Source organism: Sphingomonas koreensis (assembly GCF_002797435.1).
GTDB lineage: Bacteria > Pseudomonadota > Alphaproteobacteria > Sphingomonadales > Sphingomonadaceae > Sphingomonas > Sphingomonas koreensis.
The window spans coordinates 3,059,888-3,072,175 of sequence record NZ_PGEN01000001.1 but is presented as its reverse complement, the minus strand read 5'-3'; the positions used below and the strand labels follow the sequence as shown (position 1 = coordinate 3,072,175).

The 12,288-nt window shown below is 68.0% G+C and carries 12 protein-coding genes; 4 read left to right on the top strand and 8 right to left on the bottom strand.

Annotated elements, in window-relative coordinates; all coding sequences use genetic code 11:
- The first annotated feature begins 6 nt into the window (after positions 1-6).
- Together BDW16_RS14615 and BDW16_RS14610 are read left to right on the top strand one after the other, a co-directional pair.
- On the top strand, positions 7-1,035 hold the full coding sequence (locus tag BDW16_RS14615) for an alpha/beta hydrolase (protein WP_083954143.1): 1,029 nt from the start codon (positions 7-9) through the stop codon (positions 1,033-1,035).
- Between the two features lie 15 nt (positions 1,036-1,050).
- Positions 1,051-2,652, top strand: coding sequence for a family 43 glycosylhydrolase (locus BDW16_RS14610; RefSeq protein WP_066573032.1), 1,602 nt, complete (start codon positions 1,051-1,053; stop codon positions 2,650-2,652).
- Between the two features lie 4 nt (positions 2,653-2,656).
- Here BDW16_RS14610 and BDW16_RS14605 read toward each other — a convergent pair whose 3' ends face one another.
- The 8 genes from BDW16_RS14605 to BDW16_RS14570 form a co-directional block, all read right to left on the bottom strand.
- Positions 2,657-4,300, bottom strand: coding sequence for a sensor histidine kinase (locus tag BDW16_RS14605; protein ID WP_241230470.1), 1,644 nt, complete (start codon positions 4,298-4,300; stop codon positions 2,657-2,659).
- Complete coding sequence (locus BDW16_RS14600) at positions 4,273-4,998, bottom strand: response regulator transcription factor (RefSeq protein WP_075152945.1); 726 nt, start codon at positions 4,996-4,998, stop codon at positions 4,273-4,275. The genes BDW16_RS14605 and BDW16_RS14600 overlap by 28 nt, the downstream gene beginning before the upstream one ends.
- A complete protein-coding gene (locus tag BDW16_RS14595; protein WP_083954142.1) occupies positions 4,995-6,641 on the bottom strand; it encodes a DUF4153 domain-containing protein in 1,647 nt (548 codons plus the stop codon). The genes BDW16_RS14600 and BDW16_RS14595 overlap by 4 nt, the downstream gene beginning before the upstream one ends.
- 108 nt (positions 6,642-6,749) lie before the next feature.
- A complete protein-coding gene (locus tag BDW16_RS14590; protein WP_083954141.1) occupies positions 6,750-7,790 on the bottom strand; it encodes a copper resistance protein B in 1,041 nt (346 codons plus the stop codon).
- On the bottom strand, positions 7,787-9,565 hold the full coding sequence (locus BDW16_RS14585; protein ID WP_066573029.1) for a copper resistance system multicopper oxidase: 1,779 nt from the start codon (positions 9,563-9,565) through the stop codon (positions 7,787-7,789). Before BDW16_RS14585 ends, BDW16_RS14590 begins: the two co-directional genes overlap by 4 nt.
- An 86-nt stretch (positions 9,566-9,651) precedes the next feature.
- Positions 9,652-10,203, bottom strand: coding sequence for an RNA polymerase sigma factor (locus BDW16_RS14580; RefSeq protein WP_066573027.1), 552 nt, complete (start codon positions 10,201-10,203; stop codon positions 9,652-9,654).
- A complete protein-coding gene (locus tag BDW16_RS14575) occupies positions 10,200-10,631 on the bottom strand; it encodes a periplasmic heavy metal sensor (protein WP_066573025.1) in 432 nt (143 codons plus the stop codon). Before BDW16_RS14575 ends, BDW16_RS14580 begins: the two co-directional genes overlap by 4 nt.
- A complete protein-coding gene (locus BDW16_RS14570) occupies positions 10,628-10,909 on the bottom strand; it encodes a hypothetical protein (RefSeq protein WP_066573024.1) in 282 nt (93 codons plus the stop codon). The genes BDW16_RS14575 and BDW16_RS14570 overlap by 4 nt, the downstream gene beginning before the upstream one ends.
- Positions 10,910-11,018: 109 nt before the next feature.
- On the opposite strand from BDW16_RS14570, the gene copC reads away from it, so the two are divergent.
- Positions 11,019-11,408, top strand: a complete 390-nt coding sequence (gene copC, locus BDW16_RS14565; protein WP_066573018.1) for a copper homeostasis periplasmic binding protein CopC — start codon at positions 11,019-11,021, stop codon at positions 11,406-11,408.
- Position 11,409: 1 nt separating this feature from the next.
- Positions 11,410-12,285: a copper homeostasis membrane protein CopD gene (gene copD / locus BDW16_RS14560; protein ID WP_066573014.1), complete on the top strand. Its 876-nt coding sequence runs from the start codon at positions 11,410-11,412 to the stop codon at positions 12,283-12,285.
- Positions 12,286-12,288 lie beyond the last annotated feature (3 nt).

The following is a 12,288-nucleotide window of genomic DNA, read 5'->3' as shown; positions in this document are numbered from 1 at the left end:
GGGAGTATGGCGGACCGGAACGAGAGGCTTTTTCGGGCCGGCCGCCGTGCTTTTCTAACGGCTGCGGGCGGCGGGGCGGTGTTCGCCTCCGCCGCCCTTGGCCAAACCGCGCCGCCGGCCACCGGAATGCCGGGGCCGGCGCGCTTGCCCGACCCTGCAGAGACGATCGACCTGTGGCCCAATGGCGCACCGGGCATGCCCGCGACCCCGCCGGTCGAAACCGTCGTCGAACGCGGCATGGGCCAGAGCTTCGCCGATCGTGCGGTGAGCGGCATCGCCCGGCCGCGCATGGCGGTGTTCCGTCCCGAAAAGCCCAATGGCGCCGCGGTGATGATCATGCCCGGCGGCGGCTACACCCGGATCGTGATCGACAAGGAAGGCTATGAGCTCGGTCGCTGGCTGTCGGCGCGCGGCTTTACCGCTTTCGTCCTCTTCTACCGCCTGCCCGGCGAAGGGTGGGCCGCGGGGCCCGATGTCTCGCTGTCCGACGCACAGCGCGCGATGCGGCTGATCCGCCACCGCGCCCGCACCTACGGCATCGACCCTGCGCGGGTCGCGGCGATGGGCTTTTCCGCCGGCGGGCATCTGTGCGCCGATCTGCTCACCCGCTTTGCCGTGCGCACCTACGACCCGGTCGATGGCGCCGACGCGCTGTCTGCGCGTCCCGCCGCCGCGGCGCCGGTCTATCCCGTGGTCAGCATGTCCGCCCCGGACGCACATCCGGGCTCACGCGAGAAGCTGGTCGGCAAGGATGCGAGCCCCGCGCTCGAGCGGGCGCATTCGCCGCACCTCAACGTCCCCGCAGACGCGCCGCCCGTCTTTCTCCTCCATGCCGAGGACGATGCGACGGTGCCGGTCGAGAACGCCGTCCTGTTGCGCGCTGCGCTGCGCGCAAAGGGAATTCCGGTCGAGACGCATCTGTTCGCCCGCGGCGGCCATGGCTTTGGCCTGCGCGGTACCGCGGACAAACCGGTCGCCGCCTGGCCCGGCCTGTTCGTCGAATGGGCCAAAGGCCTGCTCATCCAACCGCATTGAACCAGGGATCGCGGGATGCATCTGAACCGACGCCACATCATGGGCGCAGCCTTTGCTGGCAGCGCCACTCTTCTTGGCCCGGCGAGCGCCGCCCCACGCACCGGTGCGGCCAAGGCACCCGTGCCCGACTGGAAGCGCGGGTTCGACAACCAGCGGATCCCGGACCTTGGCGACGGCCGGTTCCTCAACCCGCTGATGGCGGGGGACCATCCCGATCCGACGATCCTCAAGGACGGGAAGGACTATTACATGACCTTCTCGACCTTCGATTCCTATCCGGGGCTGGTCATCTGGCACTCGCGCGACCTGATCAACTGGCGCCCGGTCGGCGCTGCGCTGACGCGAAACATCGGATCGGTCTGGGCCCCCGAGCTCTGCAAGCACAAGGGCCGCTATTATCTCTACATACCGACCAAGAACCCCAATACGAGCTGGGTGATCTGGGCCGACAAGATCGAAGGGCCGTGGAGCGATCCGGTCGATCTCAAGCTCCCTGCCCATATCGATCCTGGCCATGCGGTGGGCGAGGACGGGTCGCGCTGGCTGTTCCTGTCGGGCGGCGATCGCGTACGCCTGTCGGACGACGGTCTCAGCCGCATTGGCGAGCCCGAGCATGTCTATGATCCCTGGCGCTACCCCAGCGACTGGATCGTCGAGGGGTTCGCGCCCGAGGGGCCGAAGATCACGCGCCACAATGGCTGGTTCTACATGATCACCGCGGTCGGCGGCACCGCGGGGCCGCCGACCGGCCATATGGTGATCGCGGCGCGCTCCAGGTCGATCAACGGCCCGTGGGAGAATTGCCCGCGCAATCCGCTGGTGCGCACGACGTCGATCGACGAGAAATGGTGGTCGCGCGGCCATGCGACTTTGGTCGAAGGACCGGATGGCGGCTGGTGGGCAGTCTATCACGGCTTCGAGAACGGTTACTGGACGCTCGGGCGGCAGACGCTGCTCGATCCGGTCGAATGGACCGCAGACGGCTGGTTCAGTATGAAAGGCGGCGACCTGTCCCGGCCGATCGCCAAGCCCAAGGGCGGCGAGAAAGCGGGGCCGCACGGCATGGCGCTGTCGGACGATTTCAGCCGCCTCGCGATCGGCACCAAGTGGAACTTCTTCAAGCCCGCCGCGGACGAGCAGACCCGCGCCCGGGTCGAGAACGGGTCGCTGATCCTCAAGGGCCGCGGGACCGCGCCATCCTCATCATCGCCGCTGCTGCTGATCGCGGGCGACCCCGGCTATCGCTTGGAATGCGATATCGAGATCGCACCGGGCGGCACCGCCGGGCTGATCCTCTTCTATGACGAGAAGCTCTATTGTGGCCTGGGTTTTGACGAGACGCGCTTCGTCACGCACCAATATGGCATCGAGCGCGGCCGCCCGGCCAATCCGCATGGACGCAAGATGCGGATGCGGGTCACCAACAACCGCCATATCGTGACCTTCGACACGTCGAGCGACGGCGGGAAGACCTGGACGCGTTTCGACCGCGGCATGGAGGTTTCAGGCTACCACCACAATGTCCGCGGCGGCTTCCTGATGCTGCGCCCCGGCCTCTATTCGGCGGGCGAGGGCGAGACGAAGTTCACCAACTTCAGGTTCGAGGCGCTGGTCTGAAGCTTCAGGCCGGGTGTCGCGGCTTCGCAGGAACGAGCCCGCACGCCAGCTCGAAATGCGCGCCGCCATCGGATGGGAGCAGCCGCAGCGTGCCGCCATAGGATTGCATCAGCGACCGGGCGATCGACAGGCCGAGCCCGGTCCCGCCGGTCGCGCGCTTGGTCGTGAAGAAGGGGTCGAAGATCCGGTCGCGGTCGCCCGGCGCAATCCCCGGTCCGTTGTCGGTGAGGTCGAGCAGCGCAGCATCGTCTTCGACCCGCACCGCGATCGCCAGTTCCGACGCCCCGGCCTGACGCGCATTGTCGGCAAGCGTGGTCAGGATCGCCTCGAGCGTGCGGCCATCGATGGCGAGCAGCGGCAGCGCCTCGGGCAGCACGAAGCGGATCGCGAAGCCGTCGCCGCCCAAGCCATCGGCGACCGCGGCGAGGACCGGGGCCAGCGCCGCACGCGGCTCGGCATCATGCTGGTGCAGATCCGCCTGCGCCAGTTCCATAAGACGCCGCACCAGTCGCGACAGCCGCTCGGCATCGCCCGCCATGTTGTGCAGGAACCGCTCGCGCTCGGCCGCGGTCATCTCGCCGCCATGGTCCTGGAGCAGCTCGATCGCGCCGCCGATGCCGGCGAGCGGCGTCTTGAACTCATGACTGACCGAGGAGGCGAAGTCGCGCAGATAGCGCGAGCGCTTGTCGATGCTGTCCGCCATGATCTCGAAATCGTCGAACAGGGCGCGAATCTCGACCACCTGGAGCGATGGGCGCGGCGGCTCGACCCGCCGACCCGATGCCAGCGCGCGGGTGGTGCGGCTCAGATTCTCGATCGGCCGGACGATCGCGCGCGAAAGAACGCCAGAGAGGACGACAAGCGTCATCAGGATCAGGACGAATCCGAGCGCGATCTTGCCGCGATCCTCATAGATGCCGCGGAACAGCGCGCGCGGCGAGCGCGAGACCAGCAGCACGCCCACCACCTGCCCGCCCGCCGCGATCGGTCGGGCATGATGGAGGCGGAGATTGGAAGCGCGGCTCAGCCATTCGAAGGGATAGCGCGCGGCATAGCGTTCATTCTGCCGCAGCACGGTGGCCGGCGCGCGCGAGAGCGCCGAACGCACTTCGGGGAGCATTGCAAAGGAGCGCCCCTTGTCCGGCCCGGTCAGCACGATGCCGTTGCGGTCGAGCATGACGATCGACGACAAGGTCGCCTGCTTGGTCTCGAGAAAGGCGGGCACCATTCGGCCGGCGACCGCCAGTGCGGCTGCTTCTGGCGCGACGGTTGCGGGCGCCGCCGCGGGCCGGGGCGGGAGGATCGGCGATGCGCGCAGATCGACCTCGGTCGGCTGTTCGCGATAGCTGCGGCTGCGATCGTCCGGCGCGGTCTCCCCGCCGGGATCGCCTGCAGGTACGGAATGCGCGGGCGCCCAGAGCACTGCCGCGCTCGCCGCCAGCGCCGCGCTTTGCGCCACCAGTTCGGCCTCGGTGCGGCGGACCAGCGCGTTCTCGTACACGCGCAGGAAGATCGCGCCAAAGCCCGGAAGCGCGGCGACGAACAGCAAGGTGCCGAACAGGATCGTGCGCAGCCGCAGCACCGGCCAGTGCCGCGCGACCAAGGCCTTGAGCCGGGCGATCATGCCGCCGCGATCGTCCCCTTGCACGCCCCCAGGCGATAGCCGACCCCGGCGCGCGTCTCGATCAGGTCTCCGCAACCGGCATCGGCGAATTTGCGCCGCAGGTTGCGGACATGGCTGTCGACGGTGCGATCGGTAATCGCGAAGCCGGGCCCGTGCAGCCGGTCGATGATCATGTCGCGCGAGAAGATGCGCGAGGGCATCGAGGCGAGCGTCCGCAGGATCGTGAACTCGGTCACGGTCAGCGGCACCTCGACACCCTGCCAGCTTGCCGACCAGGCGTCGGCATCAATGCTGAGACCACCATAATCGAGCTTCGCCACGTTCTCGACCGGCGGCGGCGTGGCCGCAGTGCGGCGCAGGATCGCCATCGATCGCGCCACCACTTCGCGCGGCGAGAAGGGCTTCACGACATAGTCGTCACCGCCCAGCTCGATGCCCAGCACGCGATCGATCTCGTCGTCGCGCGAGGACAGGAACAGGATCGGCACGTCTCCCGCTGCGCGCAGCCGCCGGCACACTTCCAGCCCGTCCATGCGCGGCATGTTGATGTCGAGCACGATCAGGCTCGGCCGCTGACGCGCGACGGCCGCCAGCGCTTCCTCGCCATCGCCCGCCTCGACCGTCTCCAGCCCGGCCTTGCCGAAGGCGAAGACCAGAAGCTGGCGGATGTGCGGATCATCGTCGACGATCAGGATCGAGCGCGGCATGGGGCACTTGATCATTGCTCAGGCTCCGCTGTCAATGCGGCGGGCCGGGCCGCTTCGGACGCCGCCCGCGCCGTTGCTTCGGCGGCGGAGCCGGCAGGCACCGCGACCGGGGGCCCTTCGAGCATTGCGGGCGGTTCGGCCGGGGGGATGATCGCGCCATCGCATCCGCGTACCCCCGGCTTGAGCGGCACGGGCTTGGGCAAGGCCGCTGCATCGGCGGACGCGAGCCGTCGGGCGGCGCGCAACGACCAACCGCCTTCCGCAATGTCGTGCTGCAGCCGGTGGTGCACTTCGCTGCGCACGCTCTGCAGACGTTCGCGGAAGTCGGGCCGCAGATCCGGGCGCTGCTCCAACTCGATCAGCGCCGCGAGCGCCGGTCCGCCCAGATTGTTGAGATAGCAAAGGTCGAGTTCGGCGCCCCTGCCCCCGGCCTCGCGCGCATGGCGTACGTTCCATTTGGCCGCAATCGCCGCGGTGTCGGTCAGACTGAACGCGGTCAGCACCAGCCCGGCAGCGGCAAGGTTGACGTTGATCAGCCAGCTCGCACTCTTGCCGGTCAGCATGCGCCAGCAGGTGAAGACCAGCCCCAGCCCGACCAGCGCCATCCAGGCCAGCGCCGCCATGCGGAACTCGGTCAGCGAATAGGCCTCGACATAGTCGATCGTGCGCAGGATCGAGGAACCGACCAGCACCAGATTCTGCGCGATCCACAGGATCACCAGCCCACGGATCAAGGGGACCGCGGCGGTGGTCGATCCGGGACGCAATGTCACCAGCACGAACACCGCGGCGAGCAGCGCCGTGGCGATCAGCGGATAGGCGCCGCGATGCGCATATTCGGCGAGCGTGATCCCCTCGGGCATCGGCAGCAGCCCGCCAAGATAGGCGATATCCATGGCGTTCTGCAGCGCGAACAGGAGATTGAACGCGACGAGCGACAGCGTCACCGACGCGACCGATACGCCCGGCAGCGGCAAGTCACCCGAGCCGTCGAACGTGCCGAACAGCTTCTGACGCGGGCGCGGATGCAGGAGCGGCCAGGCGAGCAGCAGCAACCCGCACCACAGGATCGCGCGAGCAATGCTCAGGAGCGAAAGCTCGAATTCGGTCAGGCCGCTGAGAAACCGGTCGAGCACCGGGTTGGCCGAGGCGAACAGCATCAGGATCACCGCGCTGCCCGCGACAGGCAGAGCGAAAACGGCCAGCCCGCGAGGCAGGCCGGGCCCGCCGCGTTTGCGCCGGCGGCGCGTCCGCATCGCGCGCAGCAGATCGAGCAATGGCGCGAGCGGCGTGCGCAGCCCGTGGAGCAGCAACCGCTGGAACCAGCGCCAGCCATCGTCGAACCGGCCGGTCGCGGGAAGCAGCACCGCCATTGCGGAAGCGGTCATGAACAGCAGGAGCGCGAGCCAGCCCGGATCGAGCAGGATCGCAGCGGCGAACAGCATCGCCATCGCCGCCGCCGTCATCGCCCGGCCGTCGCGCCACATCGCCGGGCGCACCGCGACGGCCATCAGCATAAGGGCCATCAGGTAACCGCCGAACTGCCCGCCATGGAAGCCATATTGCCAGAACAGGACGTCGCCGAGCGCGACAAGCAAGGCGGCAGCGGCGGCGAGCCAGACGAACCGCCCGCGGCGGACAGATCCGAGAAGGTCCATTGAAATCCTCCCTTTCGCAGGGAGGTTTGCGGCAACGTTGCGCAGCCGTTGCGCAGCCCATCATGCGATTTCGGTCTTCTGGATGTGCAGAACCGGTGCAGTGGGACATCAGAACCAGGCGCGAACGCCCATAACCAAGTTGGTGGAGGCCCGGTCCTCGCCTGCGGCGCGCGCATAATCCGCCGTCCGGCCGAATTTGCGTTCGTGGACGACACCGACATAGGGGGCGAATTCGCGGGCGACCTCGTAGCGCAGGCGCAGGCCGAATTCGGCCCCGGTCAGCCCCGACCCGATCCCGAGTTCGGGCATGTCCTGCGCCGACAGGTCGAACTCCACCTTGGGCTGGAGGATCAGCCGCTGCGTGAGGCGCTGGTCATACTCCCCCGCAACGCTCGCCGTCACTTCCCCCTCGGTCGACAGATACAGATAGCCGCTGACCTCGAACCAGTAGGGGGCAAGGCCCTCGACCCCGACCACCGCATGCGTGCGGTCCGGACCGGCACCGACGTCCTGGCGGATACCGGCCTGAAGGTTGAAATAGGGATCGATCGCGCGGTTGTAGAGCCCGGTCAGCTCGGCGCCCTCCATCGCTTCGCCGAACTCGCCCTCGCCTTCCGCCTTGAAGACGACGCGGTTGATGTCGCCGCCGTACCAGACATTGGCTTCGAACCCGTAGCCTTCGCGGCCCTGGGCGATCTTCACTTCGGCGAGGTCGAGCATGACCTGGCTGAAGGTGCCGCCGCCATGCTCGCGGCGGAGCTGGGTGCGCGCGGGCTGCATCGCGTCGGCGCCCCAGACGCGGTCGGCATAGTTGGCCGCGACCGGGCGCGGCGCGGGTGCATCGCCCGCAGGCAAGGCGGTGCCGGCCGCATCTTCGGATGGCCGCGCCTTTGGGGTGCAATGGCCCATCGCGGCATGCTCGGCGGGGCAGTCAGGATCGTCTGCGGCTGGCGGCGTCCCGGACTTGGCCTCCGGCATCGTGCAATGTCCCATCGCTGCATGTTCGGGCGTGCAGCCGGATGCGGCGGGCTTGGGCGCAAGGGTCGGCGAAGCGCCCTGCTGTCCGTGTCCGCCATGCGCCTGCGCGAGTGCGGGCACCGCCGCGATCAGCGCACCGAACACCGCGCCGACGGAAAGGAGCCGGATCATGCCGCGTCCTCCCGCGGACGCACCGTCACGACCTGCATCATCCCGGCGTGCATGTGGTAGAGCATATGGCAATGGAACGCCCAGTCGCCCACCGCATCGGCGGTGAAGTCGAAGGTCGCGGTTCCGCCCGGCTGGACGTTCACCGTATGCTTGCGCGGGGCAAAGTCGCCATGCCCGGTCACCAGTTCGAAGAAATGGCCGTGCAGATGGATGGGGTGGCCCATCATCGTGTCGTTCACGAGCGTCACGCGCACGCGCTCGCCCTCGAGGAACGGGATCGGCGCCTTCACCTCCGACAGCTTCTCGCCGTCGAACGCCCACATATAGCGTTCCATGTTGCCGGTGAGGTGGATGCGCATCGCCCGCTCGGGTGCGCGGATATCGGGGTTGCGCTCGACCGCGACGAGATCGCGATAGGTGAGCACGCGGTGGCCGACATCGGCCAGGCCCTGGCCCGGATCGCCCATCCGGTCGACCGGCATCGGCGAGATCGACTGGACGGTCGGGGTCTTCTTGACCCCCGGCGCGACGGAGAAGTCACGCATCCCGTGGTCCATCGCAGGGGCCTTCTCCGCTCCCGCATGATCGGCGGCGCCGGCCTCGGGCATTGTGCAATGGCCCATCGCGGCATGTTCGGGCGTGCACCCGCCTCCGCTGCCATGGTCCATTCCGCCCATGCCCATGTCGGTCATCGTCGCGAGCGGACGCTTGCGCAGCGGCGGCACGGTGGCGGCCATTCCGGGACGTGGCGCAAGCGTCGCGACCGCCATGCCCGAGCGGTCGACGCTTTCGGCGACCAGCGTGTAGGCGCGATCATCGACAGGCTCGACGATCGCATCATAGGTTTCGGCGACCGCGATCTGGAACTCGTCCACCGCGACCGGGCGTACCGGAAGTCCGTCGGACTGGACGATGGTGATCCTGAGCCCCGGGATGCGCACGTTGAACGTCGTCATCGCCGACGCGTTGACGAAGCGCAGGCGCACCCGCTCGCCCGGCCGGAACAGCGCAGTCCAATTGTCGCGCGGTCCGTGTCCGTTGACGAGGTAGGTGTAGGTCGAGCCCGTCACGTCGCCGACATCGGTCGGGTCCATCCGCATCCGGCCCCATTCGAGCCGGTCCTTGATCGACATCGGCTCGCCATCGGTCGCGGTGAGCTTCTGCCGGTTGAAATAGCCGCCCATCTGCTTGAGCTTCTGGAAGATCTTGTGCGGGTGCATGAAGCTGTAGTCGGACAGCACGATCACATGCTCGCGATCCGACGCGATCGGGTCGGCGCCCTCCGGATCGATGACGATCGGGCCGTAATGCCCCATCTGCTCCTGAAGGCCGGAATGGCTGTGGTACCAATAGGTGCCCGACTGGACGATCGGGAATTCGTAGATGAAGGTCGAGCGCGGCTTGATCCCGGGGAAGCTGACACCGGGAACGCCATCCATGTGGAACGGCAGGATCAGCCCGTGCCAGTGGATCGAGCTGTCTTCGTCCAGCGCGTTGTCGACATGCAGGCGGACCGTCTGCCCTTCGCGCAGACGAACCAGCGGGCCGGGAACGGTGCCGTTGATGCCGATGGCATGCCCCTGCCTGCCGTCGATCGTCAGCATCTGGTGCGCGATCCTGAGCCGGATGTCCTCCCCCGACACGACGGGCAGATCGCGGGTCAGGCCGGGCGAGTTGGTCTGTGCCCAGGCCGGCATCCATGCGGAAAGCGCCAGCGCGCCGCCGCTCACAGCCGCGCCGCGCAGCAATTGCCGCCGGTCAATTGTCGAATTCATGAGGCTCTCGCAACTCCGTTGGGTACCCGGTTCTACGCCAGGGTGCCCAAGACCCCTCATATCGAGATGGCCGAATTTGCTGGAAATCAGCGTTCGGCAAGGTACCGCCGGGCGCGGTAGAGCCGCGTTTCCACCGACTTCTCGCTGATGCCGAGCATCTCGGCCACCTGCAGCTGCGGCAGACCTTCGATCGTCCGCAGCACCAGCACTTCCCGCAGTTTCGCGGGCATCTTCGCGATCTGCCTGCTGACCTCGGCGAGTTCGGCCCGATCCGAAACCTGCTGCTCCACCGACACCTGGTCCGCGGCGACATCGGGCGCGTCGCCAAGCGGCAGGACGCTGCGCAGCACGGCACGCACGCGTTCCTTCCGGCGCCAGTCGCGTGCCTTGTTGATCGCGATACGCGCCAGCCAGGTCCGCATCGGGCGTTCGGGATCGTAGCGCTTGAGCGCCCCGTGGGCGGAGACGAACGCCTCCTGCACCAGATCGAGCGCATCGTCGGGGCTGCCGACGAGGCGCACGGTCAAGCCGTAGAGGAACTGCTTGTGGCGGCTCACGATCTCGGCAAACGCGCGCTGATCGCCGGCAAGCGATCGCGCCGCCAGATCGCCATCGCTTCCCGCCGCAGCAAGGGTCACTGTTGTTCTTCGACCAGCGCCTTGGTCACCGCCTCGTCGAAGATCCGGGCCTGATCGGGCCGAAGCAACCCGCGCATCGCAAAGACATGCGCGAGCGTCGCCTTCTGGAGCTCGCCCATCGTCACATGGGTCGCGTCGATCGCAGCCTCGACGGCTGGACCGTTGCGATGCTCCGCCTGGATCGCCTCGGCAAGCCGCCGGTTATGCGCGCGCATCCTTGCCTCAAGCACGCGGCGGCGCACGGCGAATTCGCTTTCAAGTGCATCCAGCTTGCGCTCCTGATCGGCATCGAGATCCAGCCGCTCGTGCAGCACGGTGTGGATGTCGATCCGGTCTTGCTTGGCGGGCGCGAGTGCGCGGCCCGCGAACACGCCGAGCAACGCGGCGGCGAAGGCGATCAGCGCGATAATCAGGTTGCGCTTCATCATCGTTCGGCGGAGCCCAGCAGCAGCGACGAAGGGGCGAGCGGGCCAGGATCGGCGAAGGTCGCGGGAGTCGATGCGGCCGCCGGCTTATAGGGCAAGGTCGCCCCCGCCGCGCCGAGCAGCATCGCCCCGGCCGCCAGCATAAGGGTCATGCGCGATCCCACCGCATCCGCGCGCCGCACCTCGATCGACGCCAGCACGCGACCCTCGATCCCGTCGAGCTGCGGGTGATCGGGAACCCCGCCCAGCGCCTGCAATGTTTCGTCGATGTCGGTGGCCATCTATCGTCTCCGTCGATCGCATCTACGCAAGCCCGTGCCGGCGCCCTCGAAATTTCGCGGGGTTGGCGATTTTGCCGCGTATCCAGAACGAACATTCACGGAGTTATATATGCCTCCCTTCTCGAAAGTCGCACTATCGCTTGCGGCCACGATCGCCTTCGCATTCCCCGGTCTGGCCGCCGCGCATCCGAAGCTGGTTGCGGCGACGCCTGCGGCGAACAAGCCGGCCAAGGGCGTGTCGCGGATCGTGCTCAAGTTCAGCGAACGGCTGACCCCGAAGCTTTCCGGCGCGACGCTGACGATGACGGGGATGCCCGGCATGGCCAACCACCCCGACATGAAGATGACCGGGGTAAACGCCGCAGTCGGCAGCGACGGCACCACGATCGTGCTGACCTCCGCCCGACCGCTTCCGGCGGGCACCTATCGCGTCGACTGGCATGTGGTGGGCGCCGATACCCACCGGATCACCGGCACGCACAATTTCGCCGTGAACTGATGTGATCGCCTGGGCAGCAGGAGAGGGCGCAGCGATAGCGCTGCGCGCGCTGGTCTATCTCGACCTCCTGCTGCTTGCCGGCCTGTTGCTCTGCGCACGGCGGACCGCGCCCGGCGAAGCATCTGCGCCGGTGATCGCGGGGCTGGCAGGCGCGGGCGCGATCCTCGCTATCGCGCAACTGGCGGTGACGGCGCTCGCGATGACCGGGGGCGATACGGCGGTTCTGGATGGTCCCATGCTGGGTTTCATCGCGTTCGAGACCAGCGCCGGCCTGTCAGCGATCGCCCGCTTCCTGTGCCTCGCGGTGCTGGCCGCACTTGCGTGCCGTACCGCGCACAGCCGGGTGCCACACACCGCGCTGGCGTTGGCCGCGCTGGCGGCGCTGGCCTGGACCGGGCATGCGGGCGCCAGCGAGGGCGCCGCCGGCAGCCTCCACCGCACAGCCGATATTCTGCATCTGACCGCCGCGTCGGTCTGGCTCGGAACGCTGGTCCTGCTGTTCGCCGCGCTTGCACGATCGCGCATCGCCACCGGCGACCTGATCGCCGCGCTTCGCCGGTTCGCGGTCACGGGCACGGTGATCGTGGGTACGCTGATCGTCACCGGTGCCATCAACCTGTGGGCGATTGCGGGCACCGATACGCTGCCCGCGCTGGCGGCCAGCGACTATGGCCGCGTCCTTGGCCTCAAGCTGCTTCTGTTCGGTACAATGCTGACCTTTGCCGGATTCAATCGCTGGCACCTGACGCCGCGACTGGAAGCGGCGTCGCGATCGGCGATGGGCGGCTTGCGGGCGAGCGTGACGTTCGAAACCCTGCTCGCCATGGGGGTGATCCTGGCGGTCGCCCTGCTCGGAACCCTGCCGCCCTACGGTTGACGG

Coding starts and splice junctions, on each gene's coding strand:
- BDW16_RS14615 (WP_083954143.1), top strand. CDS start 7: ATGGCGGACCGGAACGAGAGGCTTTTTCGGGCCGGCCGCCGTGCTTTT.
- BDW16_RS14610 (WP_066573032.1), top strand. CDS start 1,051: ATGCATCTGAACCGACGCCACATCATGGGCGCAGCCTTTGCTGGCAGC.
- BDW16_RS14600 (WP_075152945.1), bottom strand. CDS start 4,998: ATGATCAAGTGCCCCATGCCGCGCTCGATCCTGATCGTCGACGATGAT.
- BDW16_RS14595 (WP_083954142.1), bottom strand. CDS start 6,641: ATGGACCTTCTCGGATCTGTCCGCCGCGGGCGGTTCGTCTGGCTCGCC.
- BDW16_RS14590 (WP_083954141.1), bottom strand. CDS start 7,790: ATGATCCGGCTCCTTTCCGTCGGCGCGGTGTTCGGTGCGCTGATCGCG.
- BDW16_RS14585 (WP_066573029.1), bottom strand. CDS start 9,565: ATGAATTCGACAATTGACCGGCGGCAATTGCTGCGCGGCGCGGCTGTG.
- BDW16_RS14575 (WP_066573025.1), bottom strand. CDS start 10,631: ATGATGAAGCGCAACCTGATTATCGCGCTGATCGCCTTCGCCGCCGCG.
- BDW16_RS14570 (WP_066573024.1), bottom strand. CDS start 10,909: ATGGCCACCGACATCGACGAAACATTGCAGGCGCTGGGCGGGGTTCCC.
- copC (WP_066573018.1), top strand. CDS start 11,019: ATGCCTCCCTTCTCGAAAGTCGCACTATCGCTTGCGGCCACGATCGCC.